This window comes from Alicyclobacillus pomorum DSM 14955, from assembly GCF_000472905.1.
Lineage (GTDB): Bacteria > Bacillota > Bacilli > Alicyclobacillales > Alicyclobacillaceae > Alicyclobacillus_A > Alicyclobacillus_A pomorum.
Genome location: NZ_AXAR01000014.1, coordinates 18,986 through 34,543, shown reverse-complemented (window position 1 = coordinate 34,543; position 15,558 = coordinate 18,986). Strand labels below are relative to the sequence as shown.

The following is a 15,558-nucleotide window of genomic DNA, read 5'->3' as shown; positions in this document are numbered from 1 at the left end:
GTGATCAGGTTCTTCGCTTCCATGTTGATTCCGTTATGGATTTTTGTGTACACCATTCAGTTTGGACGATGGATGCAGAAAAAGAAGTTGAACATTGCAGCGGCGTCTGTATATGTCGTCGCGTGCCTTTCATTAGCGGTGGCCGGTGCGGTCTTTTGGAAAGTGTACCTGTGAGAAATGCCTTCCTCCGTGGCCGAAGGCATACTGTGAAACACAGCCCTTTCCGATGGTAGATGCAGTGCGTGCGTGCGCGGTTATAATGGGAAGTGGAGGTGTCGCCTGTGTGCCCACAACGCACGCGTGATTCGAAGGAAAAACCAACAGTGGTCATCTATACGGACGGGGCATGTTCTGGAAATCCAGGCCCTGGAGGCTGGGCTGCTGTCTTAACCTACGAAGGCAAGACCAAGGAGATTTCCGGCGGTGAACCCGTGACGACGAACCAGCGCATGGAGCTGAAAGCCGCGTGCGAGGCACTACGCTGTCTGAAAGTGCCGTGTCAAGTCACGCTACACAGTGACTCCGCGTATCTCATCAACTGTTTCAAGCAAAAGTGGTACAAGTCCTGGCAGAAAAACGGATGGCGGAATAGCAAAGGTGAGCCCGTTCAAAACCAGGATTTATGGCAAGCGCTGCTGGCTGAGGTGGACAGGCACGAGGTGGCTTTTGAAAAAGTCAAGGGACACGCAGGCGTTGAGCTGAATGAGCGATGTGACGCTCTCGCGCGTGCGGCGGTGCCGAAGTGACGGAAGTCAGTCTGGCCGACCTGCAGCGACTCGGTGCAGAAGTCGGCTTTGATTTGATTGGCGCCACCTCGGCTGACCCATTTCCAGAACTCATTCCGCGTCTGAGAGAGTACGCAGCGCGGGGACGAACGGGCTTTGAGCACAGCGATATTGAGGATAGGGTGAATCCGCGCCGTTGGATGCCTGACGCCAAGTCCTTGATTTCCGTCGCCATGCCTTATTTGACGCGCGAAGGGAAACAGGTTGCAAAGCGCCATCCTGCGGGAGGGCGCCACGGCGTTGTTACGGTGTACTCCTACGGCCACGACTACCACAACGTAATGAACAACAAACTGCGTGCGCTCGCCCATCGGCTAGAAGTGCACGTGGGCAGATCTATTTCCTGGAAGGTGGCGGTGGACACATCACCGCTTGTGGATCGACGGGTTGCTGAACGTGCGGGGCTCGGATGGGTTGCAAAGAATTGCATGTTTTACACGGAGAAGTACGGCTCGTTTGTATTTCTCGGGACGCTCGTGGTGGATGTGGACGTGGAGACGTCGCGAGATACATCCAACGCTGCACCGGGCAGCGAACACGCCACAGCGTGTGGGACGTGCGACCTTTGCCTCAAAGCATGTCCAACCGGCGCGCTGTTGGCTCCTGGAGTCATCGATGCACAGCGCTGTCTGTCCTATATCACGCAGATGAAAGGCATGATTCCTCTTGCCTACCGCAAGGCAATGGGGCGGCGCGTATGGGGCTGCGACACCTGTCAGTGGTCGTGCCCCATGAACAAGGACGTCGAGCATTCCGCCCATGAGGAATACCTCCCGCAGGGCGAACTGGAGCACCCGGATTTGCTCGAGATTTTGTCACTCAGCAATCGACAGTTTCTCCGCAAGTACGGTCACACGGCAGCCGCCTGGCGAGGGCTGCGGACGTGGCAAAGAAACGCCCTGATTGCACTTGGAAATACCAAACGCCGTGACGTCGTGCCACACATTCTTCCGTTTCTTCAACACCCGCGCGCGGAGCTTCGAGCAAGCGCTGCCTGGGCCCTGAAGGAGATTGGGGGAATGGAGGCGCGGGCGGCCGTTCGAGAAGCGTACGTGAAAGAGCAGGAAGATTGGGTGCGTCAAGAGATGGAATGGGCAGTGCAGAAAGGAGCAGATGCATGATGCACACACCCAGCGGGTGGTTGCTGTGAAACTGCTGCAAAATCAGTGGTTCGGCACGCTGCGCGTGGAAGCGGAACCGGGCGGGGTTTGCGCCATCAGTTGGGCGGATGATGCAACCGTCAGCCAAGCCGTACAAGGGGCGGATGACACTCCAGCAGACGACGCATCCGCCGAACACTGGGCCCATATCGCGGTGCAACAGCTGGAAGAGTACTTTGCGGGTCAGCGCAAGCAATTCGAAGTTCCGCTGGTTTTGCGAGGGACCCCGTTTCAGGTGTCGGTATGGAAGGCGTTGTTGCAGATTCCTTACGGGGAAACCCGGTCCTACGGAGATATTGCGCGGGCCATCGGAAGGGACAGGGCGGTTCGCGCTGTGGGACAGGCCAACCGGGCCAATCCGATTCCGGTCATCATTCCGTGCCACCGAGTGGTAGGCAGCAACGGAACATTGACGGGGTACGCGGGAGACCAGGTGCACTTGAAGCGACACTTGCTGGAACATGAACATGCAGTCCTGCCCGTCAAGTCCACCCGCCAACCCCGTATGGTTGAACCAAAGACCGTCATTCTACCTCTCGTGTAATTTGTTCCGCGTAGGCCTCCAGGAACGCTTGTCGGCGGACCTCCTGGGCGGCGTAGTCGCGCAACTCTTCCGTTTGCGTGCGGTCTTTGAGGACGTGGTACCGAGTGTGAGCCAGGCGCCAGGCTCGGTAAGGGAAGGTCAACAGACATTGCACCCAGAGATACTCCTCCGGGGTTATCGAGCGAACCGTGTCGTAGCTGACGAAACACGTGTACGCGATGTCCGATTGCCAATGCAGCATCTGGAGACTGCGGCGAAGTAGGTGCGCCATGTCCAGCACGCGGGGCGCAAACGTCGCGAGATCCAGGTCCAGCAGGAACACTTCTTTGTCTTGCGTATACACGAAGTTTCCGGGAATAACATCGAGATGGCACAGTCCAGGATTGTCTTCATCCTGCAGTAGAAACTTCCGGCACATCTCGTCTTCTGCAATTCGCAGAGATTTCTCTGCATCCTCGCGCAGCGTGGGTGCAAGGCGAATCAGGAGTTCATCAAATTCATCGGGATGCGCCTTCGTCTCCGCACGCATCAGGATGTTTCGCAAGTCTTCTGACCGCCTTCGTATCATGGAAGCTACGCCGTACTCGGCAGGCGGATTGTAACGCGTCGCTTCAAACCCACGGGAGAGTTCATGAAACTCGGCCAACGTTCGGGCCAAGCGGCCCAACTGAGGTAGTGAGGCAAAGTTGACGTGATTCCCCTCCACCCATTTGGTTGCGTAGTAGGTCCGGTTTTGACGGACCACCGCGGGCTGCTTTTTGGCGGTCAGCGCATACCGAGGAGCGTACGCGAATCCTTGCTTGCGCAGATGCCGAACGGCGTCGTGCAGGAACTGCACCCGCTCGACAGATACGTGCGTTTGTTTCAACGCGTACGAGCCGCTCTGTGTTTCTACTCTCAGAATATTCGAATGTGGAACGGCGTTTTGAACCTGCCAGCCGTACGCTTTCGCGAGTCCCACTGTGTACCCGGCCTGGCGAAAGACAGAGCTCCAGGGACGGGTTCGGGTGGATGCCTCTGCTTCACCGAGAGTAGTCGGTACGAATTCTGCATTCGCGTCGTCCTTAACGCCTTCGGGCATTTTCGAGGGCGTACGCGACTTGGATGCACTGCTGGAAGGACGCGGTTTGGGAAAGTCGCCGCTTTGTGCATCGCTGGAAGACCTCGGTGTGGGAGGGCCGGTGCTCGTTGCGTTGTTCCAGGAACGCGTCGTTTGGGTCGATTTCTTTGGCGGTGATGGGGTGGCCACGAAGGATTGGGATTCAGGGCTCCGGCCATCTCCAGGCGATGGGCTCGAGGCACGTTGTCGCTCCTGCATGAGGTGGTCCAGGAAGTATGGCGGCTTGGTGAATTCCTTCAACAATTGGCTGATCCATTCGGGCATCTGACGCTTTGTCAACAATGAAAACACCCCGCTTTCGGCCAGCGCTTATAGCGTCAGCCTATTCGCAGGGTGACCCACGTGTATGGGCAGATGTCCAGGGGATTGCTCAGGGATTTTCGCCGAGCGTCCTCCAGACTTCGAGTTTGGTTTTCACACGGCGAATGACTTCGTCTGTGAATTCCGTCGTACTGGTGCCACCACCAAGGTCAGCGGTACGAGACCCCGCGACGACGGCTTCGAGCGTTGCTTCGTAAATCGCACGCGAGACCATCTGGGATTGACGGTTGTCGTGGTAAGCCAACAACGATGCACCTGCAAGAATCATCGCCATGGGGTTTGCCACGTTCTTTCCGAAGAGGTTCGGTGCGGTTCCATGTGGTGCTTCCGCCATCACGACTTGTGGCTTCCATTGTTCGTCCAGAGACAACAGCATGGACTCTGAACCCGCGATGGATCCAAACATCTGCAACACCAAGTCGGACAGACAGTCGCCGTCGCGATTGAGGGCCGGAATGACGAGCGCCTCGCCCGCCTTCACCAGCAACAACGCGTATGTGGCGTCAATCAACTGCGGCTCGTACGGGACACTTGGATACCGTTTCGAAGCAGCGTCCAGCTCTTCCTTCAACATGCCTTCATATACTGGGCTGACCGTGAATTTGGGCCCGCCAAATACCTTTGCGTTGGTCCGTTGTGCGTGTTGGAACGCGTATTCGGCGACACCGCGGCACACTTTTCGCGAGATTTTCTCTGTGCGGAACGCGATTTCGTCGTCTTCCGTTTTTTCTCGCCATTCCTTTGCACCGTAAGCGTCATCGACAGCCATACGGACGACGGAAATGGGAGAAAAGACGCCCACCGGGGGAGCGATGCCGGGAATTCGGCGACCTGTTCGAACAATCACCGTACCGTTGATTTCCTTGCGAAGAATGGCGTTGGGGCTGCCGACATCGCCGCTTTTTTCCGGCGTGATGGTAGCGGCTTTCAGCCCGTATCGGTGTTCCTTCATCGCCTGGGCAGCTTCGTACACGACTCGATTTTCCGTCTTGCGGCGGTTTTCCAGGCTGAGGTCGAAGTGCAGAAATTCAATGGGGATGCCTGTGACGTCGCTGGAGAGGACGCGCAGGGCCTCGTTGAGCAACTCTTGCCCAGTCTGGTCACCTTCCATGACGACAATGGTAAGTTGACTCACTTCACACACCTCACTTGAATGAAAGTTGCGGGTGGACAGTTGACCATACGTTTGACGGGAGGGCAGGTGAACCGACTGACTCAATGTGAGAGCAGTTTGGTCACAAGCGCTGCCGATTCTCGAACAACGTCAATGAACTCCGACATTTTGTCCTGTGTGAACCGGGCCACAGGACCGGACACAGACAATGCAGCGACGAACCGATTGCGTCCAAAAATCGGGGCAGCCAGAGCGGCAGCCCCAGAGTCGCGTTCCTGAACACTGATAGCATATCCATCTCTGCGTATGTTCTCCAATTGTTTTAGTAAGTCGTCCTTCGGAAAGTCTGTCGGAATGGTTGGGTCCTGGAGCACACTTTCCAACGTCTGGGCATCGGCGTACGCCAGCAGCACCTTTCCAGAAGCACCTATGTACAGAGGATAGGTCTTCCCAATGCTTGCCACGTTTCGGATGGGTTCCAGACTTTCCACGGCTTGAATACGAATACGCTCATTACCGGATCGGATGTAAAGACTTACTGTTTCACTGGTGATATCGCGGAGACGGGTCATCACGGGGAGAACCACCGTGGAAAGCTCGTCAGACTGATAAACGTTATGAATCAGTTCTAATACTGTCCACCCAAGCAGGTATTTGTCGGACCCGGGATGTTTTCGGACAAACCCTTTGTTGAGCATGGAGGTCAGCAAGCGGTGGACGGTGCTCTTGTGCAATCCCACTTCGCGAGCGATTTCGCTGAGGCTCAAACCGCTTTCACTGCGGGAAAAACAGAGCAAAATGTCCAACGCCCGGTCGACTGCACGCACGCTCAATTGCGGCGCGTCGCTGTTCGGCATAGTGAGCCCTCCTGATGGTGTCCCGCCAAACGGAACGATGTTCCGAGCGGTAGTATACCACAACCTGTATGCACAGTCATCTCGGCAATTGCCCGCGTTGGTTGTCACGTCGGATGTCGTGTTTCATACCTTAAAGGTGAATGGGCGAATGTGAGGGAGTGGTACGGTGGAATCCTGCATAAATGCGATTCGTTCTTACTTTGAGGCGAAGAACCAGGTGTGGGTCACCGGAGATGTCGAGGCTTTGTTGCGGGCAGGCGGATCCCTTCATGGGGCGAAGTGGGCCCGTGAACTGGGTGCGAACATCGAGGCGAAGGTCAGATCCATGCAGCACCGACGCAGTCGACTGCTTCGCACACACTCTAAAGTGGCCATTCGCCGACTCGACGCGCTGGATCTGGGTGGCGTCGAAAAAGTGCGCGTCGACGAACGCGTGACCTGGGTCTATTCGGACGGAAACGACTACGGCGTGGAATCCCGCGTCATTCAACACCATCAGAAGTGGCTGTACCGGGGCGGGGCCTGGATTTTGGCCAGTGCCAGGGAGTCCAGTGAAAGCCACCCTGTGCCAGACACGGGCGCAGATTTTACGCCCGCTGTTCATCCAGAACCGACTCACCTGGACCTGACGGGACGAAAGGCGTGTGTGTCATATGACCGCGTTCGGGCACTTCGCTACGCAGAACTGTGGTGGGATGGGTGGAACCCTGATTTCCCGAAACTGGCCGACGACTGCACCAGTTTCATCTCGCAGTGCCTGTTTGCTGGTCGCATGCCGATGCAAGGGCAAGGGAATCGAAGGACGGGGTGGTGGTACCGGTTTGGTGCGCACAAGTCTTCAGAAGGGTGGAGTTACAGTTGGACGACCACACACGCGTTGTACCTGTTTTTGACAGGCAAGATAGGGGCGACCGTCGTCCGAGACCCGAAGGAGTTGAAGATTGGCGACGTCATTTTTTACGACTGGAGAGGCAATGGTCGGTACCATCATGCGACCTTCGTTGCAGACTTTGACAGTGCGGGCAACCCACTCGTCAACGCCCATACTGATTCCAGCTACCATCGTCACTACTTGTATCGCGACAGTCGCGCGTGGACCTCGCGTACGCGCTACCAATTCCTTCATCTCCCTGACAAGTTCTGTTGAACGTATGCTGCCAGTCCGGTATCGCCAGGCCATGCTACGTGCTACCATTCGCGCAACGTCACGGTTGTGATACACTTTCAATGTCAGCATGGATATGAGGAGCGACTGGACTGTGCATATTGTACTTGTAGAACCGGAGATTCCGGCAAACACCGGGAATATCTCGAGAACCTGCGCCGCGACTGGCTGCGTGCTGCACTTGGTTCGCCCACTGGGCTTCTCTACCGACGACAGGCACCTCAAACGCGCGGGGTTAGACTATTGGCACCTGCTCGACATTCGCTATCACGATTCGATTGAAGAAGTGTGGGACAAGCATCCGAACGGACGCTTTTTTTATGCGTCGACCAAAGGCAAAAAACGGTACACGGATGTCGAGTACCAACCGGATGATTTTCTCGTATTTGGCAAGGAAACCAAAGGTCTCCCAGAGGAACTCCTGCGCCGTTTTCCAGAGCAGGTGATTCGAATTCCCATACGTTCTGACGCCAGATCTTTAAACCTGTCTAACGCGGTTGCGATTGTCGTCTTTGAAGCGTTGCGCCAGGTCGGGTTTCCGGGGCTGATCTAGGGCGTTGCACGTCCCCGCGTGATATCAATCGAAAGGAGTGTCTGCCCGATGACGTTGCGTGCGCTGTTGTTTGACCTTGATGGCACGCTGTTGCCGTTGGAGCTGGACCCATTCATGAAAGGGTATTTCCAAGCCTTGGTTCCTCATGTTGCGCATGTGGTGGATCCCACAAAGATTACGGAGCAAATTCTTCGCGCGACGGAGGACATGGTGCAGAACGAAGATCCCGAGGTCACCAACTTGGAGGCATTTCGGACGTCGTTTTTTGCGCATACGGGTTTAGACGAGTCCCAGGTATGGCCGGTTTTCGACTCGTTTTATGAAACTGCGTTTGCGAATCTCCGGAATCTGACAAAACCGACGGGGATTTCTCGGGAAATATGTCGAACGGCGCACGACAAAGGGTACAAGCTGGTCCTGGCCACCAACCCGATTTTCCCCCGAGTGGCAGTGGAACACCGGATGCGCTGGGCCGGCATTGACGACATTCCGTTTGAACTGGTCACCACGATGGAAGATATGCATTTCTGCAAGCCCAATCCCAAGTACTACGTTGAAATCATGGATATCCTCAACCTCTCGCCGTTTGAGTGCATGATGTTTGGCAATGACGTTCAGGAAGATGGCGTTGCCGGAAAACTGGGGATGCAGACGTTTCTCGTGAATGATGATGTGATTGACCGCGGTGTAGGTCATATGGAGTTCACGTACGAGGGCTCGCTCGAAGACGCCTTGCGTTTTGTGGAACGACTGCCGTCGATTCGGTAGACATGAAAAAACCCGAGGGGATGACCCCTCGGGTTTTTTCATTCGGCATGCCGCGCTCCGTGTGAGAGCGACAAGCCGATGCCAGGTTCTCTTACTTCGACACAATGTGAATTGGAGATCCCAGCGCCACCTCGGACGCTTCCATCACCATTTCACTCAGGGTCGGGTGAGCGTGAATCGTCAGGGCGATGTCTTCCAGCGTTGCACTCATTTCAATAGCGAGTCCGAGTTCGGCAATCAAGTTCGATGCCTCGGTACCAATGACTTGTGCGCCGACGAGGACGCCAGTGGATTTCTCCGCAATCAGTCGAACGAAGCCTGCGTCTGCATTGAGCGCGACGGCGCGGCCATTTGCAGCGTACGGGAAGCGGCCAACCGCGATGTCGCCGTACTGTTCCTTGGCTTCCTTCTCGGACAGACCCACCGAAGCAATCTCCGGATCGGAGAAGACCACGGACGGAATGCACCGGTAGTCTACTGCGCTTGCTTGGCCGGCGATGGCTTCTGCAGCCACCTTACCCTCATACGACGCCTTGTGCGCGAGCGCTGCGCCTGGCACAATGTCGCCGATGGCGTAGATGTGCGGTACGCTTGTCCGACACTGAGCGTCGACTTCGATGAGGCCGCGGTCGGTCATCTTTACGCCAATCGACTCGAGTCCGAGTTCGTCCGTGTTCGGACGGCGTCCCACGGTAACGAGTACGTATTCGGCGGTGACCTTCTTTTCTTCGTCGCCGACCTTGAACGTGAGGGTAATATCCTTGTCGGTTTCTTCGACCGACTGAGCCAGGGCGTTGGTAAACACGTCGACGTTGTACTTCTTCAGGTTGCGCGTCACGAGACGCGTCAGTTGCTCATCGAACAGCGGCAGAATCGCGTTGGTGCCTTCAATGATGGTCACCTTCGAACCAAACTTCGCGTACGTCTGGCCGAGTTCGACGCCGATGTAACCGCCGCCGACGACGACCAGGCTTTCCGGCACGTGGTCGAGTGCGAGCGCTTCGGTGGACGAGAGCACGCGCCTGCCGAACGGAAGGGCCTTCAGTTCAATGGGGCGAGATCCGGTCGCGATGATGCAATCCTTGAAACGGAACCGCTGACCATCATACTCGGAGGAAACGCGCACTTCGTTTGCCGACGTAAAGATGGCTTCGCCTTGGACCACGCGAACGTTGTTGCCTTTCAGCAGCGTTTTGACGCCGCCGGTCATTTTGTTGACAACGCTTTGCTTCCATTCCTGAACCTTCGCGAAGTCGAGTTTCGCAGTCGTTTCAATGCCCGGGAACGGGGAGTCTTTGGCAGCCTCATAGTGGTGAGCTGCGGAAATCAGCGCCTTCGATGGAATACAACCGCGGTTCAAACAAACGCCGCCCAACTCAGCCTTGTCCACAACGACCACAGAACGGCCGAGCTGTGCTGCGCGGATGGCAGCCACGTAGCCACCAGGGCCGGCACCAATCACAAGTACATCAATGTCTTCGGTAAATTCTCCTACGACCATTCCATTACACCTCCATCAGTAACAGGCGCGGGTTTTCAAGCAGCCTCTTCAGTCGATTAATAAAGTTTTGCGCGAGCGCACCGTCAATGACTCGGTGGTCAAAACTGAGCGACAACGCCATCATATGAGCAGGGACAACCTCGCCGTTTTGAATGATGGGCCGTTCGGTAATGCGACCCACGCCGAGAATTGCCACTTCCGGATAGTTGATGATAGGCGTGAAGAACATACCGCCAGCAGAGCCGATGTTGGTAATGGAGATGGTGCTGCCTTTCATCTCGTTCGGCATCAGCTTGTTGGACCGTGCGCGCGTTGCCAAGTCGTTGATTTCCGCCGCGACGGTCCACATGTTCTTCTTGTCTGCATGGCGAACGACAGGCACGACTAAGCCGCGTTCCGTGTCGGTCGCGATGCCGATATGGAAGTACCGCTTGTATACAAGTTCTTGGCGTTCGTCGTCGAGCGACGAATTCAGTTCTGGGAAATCACGCAGTGCAGCGACCATCGCTTTGACGATGAACGGCAAGTACGTGATTTTTACGCCACGATCCGCAGCCAGTGGTTTGATTTCGGCGCGCAGCTTGACCAGTTCTGTCACGTTCGCTTCGTCCATGACGGTGACGTGCGGTGCCGTGTACTTGGACCTTGCCATCGCCTGTGCGATGATCTTCCGAATTCCAGGCAGTGGCACGCGCTCCTCAACCTCTTCGCCAGTGACCGCAACGGTTCCTGCCTTGGCTGTGCTCGTCTTGGTTTCAGCAGCAGGCGCGGTATCTGCCGGAGCCTGTGTGCCACCCTTCAGGAACGCTTCGACATCTTCGCGCGTAATCTTTCCGTTCGGACCTGTTCCTTGAACTTGTGTGATGTCGACGCCTTGTTCGCGAGCAAACTTACGTACGCCGGGCGTGGCCAGCACTTCACGTGCGTGGGACACACTGGCGCCTGCTGCGGGCTGAGCCGCTGCCGCAGGAGCTGCCGTGGTCTGTGCAGCTGGTGTCGCCGCTTGATTCGTTTCCGCCGGTGCAGCAGCCGCGGCCGACTGTGCATCTGCTGACACATTGCCTTCGCCTTCGACTTCAAACGTCACTAACACATCGCCGACAACCGCGGTGTTGCCCGCTTCCACATGGATTTTTGCCACTTTCCCGGTGACTGGGCTCGGCAGCTCAACCATTGCCTTGTCGTTTTCGACTTCAGCGATGGCGTCGTCTTCCTGGACCATATCACCCACTTTGACGAGCCACTTTTCAATGCGACCCTCATGCAGACCTTCACCGAGTTCCGGCAGTCGGAATTCGTACAATGCCATGTTGATTCACCTCCAGAGATTACAGGCTCAGTGCTTTGTTCATGCCTGACAGCACGCGTTCCGGCGTCGGAATCCATTCGTCCTCAATCATTGCGAACGGATACACGGTGTCTGGTGGGGTCACGCGCAATACAGGGCCTTCCAGGTAGTAGATGGCGTGTTCGTTGATTTGCGCAATGATTTCTGCCGCAGCACCTGCGGAACGTTGTGCTTCCTGAACCACCACAGCGCGGTGCGTCTTCTTGATAGAAGCGACAATCGTGTCGATGTCAATCGGGTTGATGCTGCGCAAATCGATGACTTCCGCTTTGACGCCCTTGGTCTTTTCCAGTTCGTCGGCTGCTTTGAGCGCCGTGTGTACCATCGCACCGTAAGCAATCACTGTCAAGTCCGTTCCTTCACGAACCACGTTCGCTTTGTCCAGGGGCAACGTGTACGCTTCGTCTGGAACCTCCATGCGCATGGAGCGGTAGAGCTTCATGTGTTCCAGGAAAATGACGGGATCGTTATCGCGAATGGCGGAAATCAGGAGTCCCTTCGCGTCGTACGGGTTGGATGGGATGACCACGCGGCAACCTGGCGTCTGCAGGAACAGGCCCTCGAGGCTGTCTGCGTGCATTTCCGGCGTCTTCACACCGCCGCCAAACGGGGACCGGAAGACAATCGGACAGGTGTAGCGGCCGTTGGTCCGGTAGCGCATGCGCGTCGCCTGACCTGCGATTTCGTCCATCGCTTCGAACACAAAGCCGAAGAATTGGATTTCAGCCACCGGGCGCAATCCTTGCATCGCCATGCCGACGGCGAGGCCCGCAATCCCGGACTCAGCCAGCGGCGTGTCGAACACACGGTCTTTGCCGTGCTTCTTTTGCAAGCCGTCTGTGGCGCGGAACACGCCGCCGTTCTGGCCGACGTCTTCGCCGAACACGTACACGTTTTTATCGCGCGCCAGTTCCAGGTCAAGCGCGTTGTTAATCGCTTGAATCATTGTCATTTGTGCCATGATTACGCTTCCTCCTTCTCGCTGTACTCAGCGCGCTGCGCCTTCAGCGAATCCGGCAACACTTCAAACATGCTGTCAATGAGGCTCGGGATGGTCATCTTTGGCACGGCGTCTGCCTTCTTCAACGCGTCGTTGAACGCTTCCTTCGATTCTTCCATGGCAGCTTCTTCGTCCTTTTCAGACCACAGCCCCTTGCTTTGCAGGTAGTTGCGGAAGCGAACCAGCGGATCCTTTTGTTCCCACTCGTTTTCCAGCTCTTTGGTGCGGTACCGGGTGGGATCGTCCCCGCTCATGGTGTGCGGGCCGAAGCGGAAGGTCACTGCTTCAATCAGCGTCGGGCCACCGCCTTCACGCGCCCGATCCACCGCTTCCTTGACGACCGCGTACACAGCGAGGATGTCGTTGCCATCCACTTGCACGCCAGGAATTCCGGCTGCAACAGCCTTTTGCGCCAACGTTTCCGCAGCCGTTTGTAAGCGGACAGGGACGGAGATGGCGAACTGGTTGTTTTGCACAACAAAAACGGCGGGTACTTGGTATGCGCCGGCGAAGTTGATACCTTCGTAAAAGTCGCCCTGCGACGTACCGCCGTCACCTGTGTAGGTGATGGCTACGCGCTTTTCGCCTTTCAACTTGAACGCCAAAGCAGTACCAGCCGTTTGCACATATTGCGCACCAATGATGATTTGTGGCATGAGTACATTTACGTCTTTGGGCATGTCACTGCCGTGCTGATGCCCGCGGGAGAACAAAATCCACTGGTACATTGGCCAACCGTGGAACAGCAGTTGTGGCACATCACGGTAACCAGGCAGGATAAAGTCTTCTTTCGTGGTGGCAAATTCGCTGCCAATCATGGACGCTTCTTGACCAGCGACTGGTGCGTAGAAGCCCAGGCGCCCTTGGCGCGTCAATTTGATAGCGCGTTGGTCCATGACACGGATGAACACCATCCGACGCATGAGCTCGCGCAGTTGGTCATCTGTGAGTTTCGGCATTAAGTCTTTGTCGACCACTTTGCCTGTGGGATCCAGAACCTGCCGGAACGGGATGGCTCTAGATGACTCCAAAATGGTACTCATGATCTCACCTCGTTTGAGTTTAGGGCGTTCGCAAACGCCGACGTGTCCGCACATTCCAATCGCTGTTCAGGAATGTCCTCGGGGGTGAAGATATTTGGTACAGTTCATGTTCATATTATAATACACTTTTTTATTCATTGCCGTATCCAATAAATTTAAAGTGCCTATCTGTTATATAATTAGATGAAAAAACTATGGAACAGTATTGATTCATCAGGTTCGGACAACCTCCTAAAGAAACGATGTAAGGAGCGCTGACAATGACGGACATAGACTACACGAAACGGAAAATTGAGGCCCACAATCTATACAGTTCCCATTTGTCTGAAGAAAGAACCGTAAAAGTGTACCTTCCGCCAGAATACAATCCAAATCGCCTGTATCCTGTCATGTATTGCCACGATGGGCTGGAATTTTTCACGCACGGACGCATCGCTACGCTCGCCAATCAGCTGATTGCGGAGGGGCGGCTGTCGCCTATCGTCATTGTCGGCATCGCGGTGCAGAAATCTACGCGCACGGAAGACTATTCAGTGGACGGCTCAAGACATGAAGCGTACCGCCGATTTGTGTTGGACGAATGTGTGCCCTTGGTTGAATCGCACTACGCAGTGGGGAGAACGCCCGAGATGCGTTTGATGGCCGGCATCTCACTCGGGGCGGCAGCTACGCTTTCCATTTACCTGAACCATCCAGACAAGTTCAATCAACTGGTGCTGTTCTCCGGGGCGTTTTACGAAAACGTGCGCGCCCTCGTCAAGGAGCGGTCCAGTCTCAGCGACTTGTCGGCGTACATGGTGGTGGGAGAGCAGGAAACCGCCGTTGAGATTTCGAGCGGATTGTACGATTTCTACCGTGCGAACCAAGTGATGCGCGACTTGCTGCGGATACGTGGGGCGAAGGTACGCTACGAGGAAGCACCGGGTACGCACATCTGGGGGTTCTGGCAGCGGCAAATTCCAAACGCGCTGGAGTGGGTCAATACGCAATTACATGACGCACAACTTCGATAACGGGGGACATCCCACGCATCTCTTGCATATCCTGTAGGTAATCGGTAGGTGACGTACACCTGTCGTGGGCAGTGAATCTCAGGTGGGTCATTCGTGGCACCGGAACCACAACATGTGCATGAAGGACGTGGATCACGGATGCGCTGCGAATGCCCGACGCCCGATGATGCAAAGATTTGAATTATTAAGACGAGATGGCCGGGACACGGTATGTGGCCAAGAACTGTGGGAATATCATCTATTAATCGCTGCCCATTCCCCAGTGATTTGGCTGACTCTACCCGCAGCAGTTTACGAACGGACAGGGCATGGGCCCGATGGAAAGGGGATGTTGTCATGAGTTTTCTCCACCGCTTGAGCGCCTTTCGTGCTGAAGAGGAAGGATTGCGCTGGGAAGGCACGTTTACCGAGTATCTGGAGATAGTGAAAGACAACCCTGGGGTCGCAAAATCTGCACACGCCCGCATCTACGACATGATTGCATCCGCCGGGATTGATACCGATGATCAAGAGCACAGACACTACAAGTTTTTCGAAAAAGAAATTTTCGGTCTGGACAGCGCGCTGGAGCGCTTGGTGGAAGAATACTTCCATGCAGCCGCGCGGCGCTTGGAAGTCCGCAAGCGCATTTTGCTTCTCATGGGACCGGTCAGCGGCGGAAAGTCGACGATTGTGACCATGTTGAAGCAAGGGCTAGAACGCTTCAGTCGCACCCCTGAAGGTGCTTTGTACGCCATCAAAGGATGCCCGATGCACGAAGAGCCGCTGCATTTGATTCCACCCGAGTTACGATCCGAATTTGAACAGGAATACGGCGTCAAAATTGAGGGCAATCTCTGCCCGGCGTGCAGGCTTAGGTTGGAAACGGAATACGGCGGCAACGTGGGGGATATCCCCGTCGAGCGCATCGTCCTGTCGGAGGAAAAACGTGTAGGTATCGGCACGTTCAGTCCATCAGATCCGAAGTCGCAGGACATCGCCGATTTGACAGGAAGTATCGACTTCTCCACCATCACTGAGTACGGTTCCGAATCCGACCCTCGCGCCTACAGATTCGATGGCGAATTGAACAAGGCCAACCGCGGTTTAATGGAATTTCAAGAGATGCTCAAATGCGACGAAAAGTTTCTTTGGCACTTGCTCAGTCTGACGCAGGAGGGCAATTTCAAGGCAGGTCGTTTTGCTTTGATCTCCGCCGATGAAGCGGTTGTGACAAAGGTGATGCCGATTCGGTATCATTTGACAGGCTGTGGTACGATAAAGGCG

15 protein-coding genes and 1 pseudogene are annotated in these 15,558 nt (G+C 55.7%); 9 read left to right on the top strand and 7 right to left on the bottom strand.

The annotated features are described in order from the left end of the window. From YWK_RS21935 to YWK_RS21555, 4 genes are all read left to right on the top strand, one after another. Nucleotides 1-174, top strand: coding sequence for a hypothetical protein (locus YWK_RS21935; RefSeq protein ID WP_156909154.1), 174 nt, complete (start codon nucleotides 1-3; stop codon nucleotides 172-174). A gap of 107 nt (nucleotides 175-281) precedes the next feature. After that, nucleotides 282-746, top strand: a complete 465-nt coding sequence (gene rnhA / locus YWK_RS0113590) for a ribonuclease HI (RefSeq protein WP_051375596.1) — start codon at nucleotides 282-284, stop codon at nucleotides 744-746. Beyond that, nucleotides 743-1,906 carry a tRNA epoxyqueuosine(34) reductase QueG gene (gene queG, locus YWK_RS0113585; RefSeq protein ID WP_026965232.1) on the top strand — a complete coding sequence of 388 codons (1,164 nt, stop codon included), beginning with the start codon at nucleotides 743-745 and terminating at the stop codon, nucleotides 1,904-1,906. The genes rnhA and queG overlap by 4 nt, the downstream gene beginning before the upstream one ends. 25 nt (nucleotides 1,907-1,931) lie before the next feature. Next, complete coding sequence (locus tag YWK_RS21555; RefSeq protein WP_281172254.1) at nucleotides 1,932-2,489, top strand: methylated-DNA--[protein]-cysteine S-methyltransferase; 558 nt, start codon at nucleotides 1,932-1,934, stop codon at nucleotides 2,487-2,489. Here YWK_RS21555 and YWK_RS19955 read toward each other — a convergent pair. The 3 genes from YWK_RS19955 to YWK_RS0113560 all read right to left on the bottom strand — a co-directional run bounded on the left by YWK_RS19955 (nucleotide 2,470) and on the right by YWK_RS0113560 (nucleotide 5,901). Continuing rightward, on the bottom strand, nucleotides 2,470-3,888 hold the full coding sequence (locus YWK_RS19955; protein ID WP_156909153.1) for a CotS family spore coat protein: 1,419 nt from the start codon (nucleotides 3,886-3,888) through the stop codon (nucleotides 2,470-2,472). The genes YWK_RS21555 and YWK_RS19955 overlap by 20 nt on opposite strands. 91 nt (nucleotides 3,889-3,979) lie before the next feature. After that, nucleotides 3,980-5,041: an isocitrate/isopropylmalate family dehydrogenase gene (locus YWK_RS0113565; protein WP_415782825.1), complete on the bottom strand. Its 1,062-nt coding sequence runs from the start codon at nucleotides 5,039-5,041 to the stop codon at nucleotides 3,980-3,982. Between the two features lie 104 nt (nucleotides 5,042-5,145). Further along, nucleotides 5,146-5,901 carry an IclR family transcriptional regulator gene (locus YWK_RS0113560; RefSeq protein WP_026965229.1) on the bottom strand — a complete coding sequence of 252 codons (756 nt, stop codon included), beginning with the start codon at nucleotides 5,899-5,901 and terminating at the stop codon, nucleotides 5,146-5,148. A 166-nt stretch (nucleotides 5,902-6,067) separates the two neighbouring features. On the opposite strand from YWK_RS0113560, the gene YWK_RS0113555 reads away from it, so the two are divergent. The 3 genes from YWK_RS0113555 (at nucleotide 6,068) to YWK_RS0113545 (ending at nucleotide 8,387) form a co-directional block, all read left to right on the top strand. Further along, nucleotides 6,068-7,048, top strand: coding sequence for an amidase domain-containing protein (locus YWK_RS0113555; RefSeq protein WP_026965228.1), 981 nt, complete (start codon nucleotides 6,068-6,070; stop codon nucleotides 7,046-7,048). 94 nt (nucleotides 7,049-7,142) lie between these two features. Further along, on the top strand, nucleotides 7,143-7,619 hold the full coding sequence (trmL, locus tag YWK_RS0113550) for a tRNA (uridine(34)/cytosine(34)/5-carboxymethylaminomethyluridine(34)-2'-O)-methyltransferase TrmL (RefSeq protein ID WP_211231412.1): 477 nt from the start codon (nucleotides 7,143-7,145) through the stop codon (nucleotides 7,617-7,619). 48 nt (nucleotides 7,620-7,667) lie between these two features. Then, a complete protein-coding gene (locus tag YWK_RS0113545) occupies nucleotides 7,668-8,387 on the top strand; it encodes an HAD family hydrolase (RefSeq protein ID WP_026965226.1) in 720 nt (239 codons plus the stop codon). Between the two features lie 91 nt (nucleotides 8,388-8,478). Here YWK_RS0113545 and lpdA read toward each other — a convergent pair whose 3' ends face one another. The 4 genes from lpdA to pdhA are packed head-to-tail and all read right to left on the bottom strand — an operon-like array spanning nucleotide 8,479 to nucleotide 13,279. Then, a complete protein-coding gene (gene lpdA / locus YWK_RS0113540) occupies nucleotides 8,479-9,888 on the bottom strand; it encodes a dihydrolipoyl dehydrogenase (RefSeq protein ID WP_026965225.1) in 1,410 nt (469 codons plus the stop codon). 4 nt (nucleotides 9,889-9,892) lie between these two features. Next, nucleotides 9,893-11,197 (bottom strand): dihydrolipoamide acetyltransferase family protein, encoded by a 1,305-nt coding sequence (locus YWK_RS0113535; RefSeq protein WP_026965224.1) that lies wholly within the window; start codon nucleotides 11,195-11,197, stop codon nucleotides 9,893-9,895. 19 nt (nucleotides 11,198-11,216) lie between these two features. Then, complete coding sequence (locus YWK_RS0113530; RefSeq protein ID WP_026965223.1) at nucleotides 11,217-12,197, bottom strand: alpha-ketoacid dehydrogenase subunit beta; 981 nt, start codon at nucleotides 12,195-12,197, stop codon at nucleotides 11,217-11,219. Nucleotides 12,198-12,199: 2 nt separating this feature from the next. Next, nucleotides 12,200-13,279 carry a pyruvate dehydrogenase (acetyl-transferring) E1 component subunit alpha gene (gene pdhA, locus YWK_RS0113525; RefSeq protein ID WP_026965222.1) on the bottom strand — a complete coding sequence of 360 codons (1,080 nt, stop codon included), beginning with the start codon at nucleotides 13,277-13,279 and terminating at the stop codon, nucleotides 12,200-12,202. Nucleotides 13,280-13,539: 260 nt separating this feature from the next. On the opposite strand from pdhA, the gene YWK_RS0113520 reads away from it, so the two are divergent. Both YWK_RS0113520 and YWK_RS19945 read left to right on the top strand, forming a co-directional pair. After that, the gene (locus YWK_RS0113520; RefSeq protein WP_026965221.1) at nucleotides 13,540-14,292 is read left to right on the top strand and encodes an alpha/beta hydrolase; all 753 of its coding nucleotides are present in this window, start codon (nucleotides 13,540-13,542) and stop codon (nucleotides 14,290-14,292) included. 336 nt (nucleotides 14,293-14,628) lie between these two features. Then, a pseudogene (locus tag YWK_RS19945) lies at nucleotides 14,629-15,528 on the top strand (protein prkA); the annotation flags it as partial. Nucleotides 15,529-15,558 lie beyond the last annotated feature (30 nt).

Coding starts and splice junctions, on each gene's coding strand:
- YWK_RS0113565 (WP_415782825.1), bottom strand. CDS start 5,041: ATGGAAGGTGACCAGACTGGGCAAGAGTTGCTCAACGAGGCCCTGCGC.
- YWK_RS0113560 (WP_026965229.1), bottom strand. CDS start 5,901: ATGCCGAACAGCGACGCGCCGCAATTGAGCGTGCGTGCAGTCGACCGG.
- trmL (WP_211231412.1), top strand. CDS start 7,143: ATGAGGAGCGACTGGACTGTGCATATTGTACTTGTAGAACCGGAGATT.
- YWK_RS0113545 (WP_026965226.1), top strand. CDS start 7,668: ATGACGTTGCGTGCGCTGTTGTTTGACCTTGATGGCACGCTGTTGCCG.
- lpdA (WP_026965225.1), bottom strand. CDS start 9,888: ATGGTCGTAGGAGAATTTACCGAAGACATTGATGTACTTGTGATTGGT.
- YWK_RS0113535 (WP_026965224.1), bottom strand. CDS start 11,197: ATGGCATTGTACGAATTCCGACTGCCGGAACTCGGTGAAGGTCTGCAT.
- YWK_RS0113530 (WP_026965223.1), bottom strand. CDS start 12,197: ATGGCACAAATGACAATGATTCAAGCGATTAACAACGCGCTTGACCTG.
- pdhA (WP_026965222.1), bottom strand. CDS start 13,279: ATGAGTACCATTTTGGAGTCATCTAGAGCCATCCCGTTCCGGCAGGTT.
- YWK_RS0113520 (WP_026965221.1), top strand. CDS start 13,540: ATGACGGACATAGACTACACGAAACGGAAAATTGAGGCCCACAATCTA.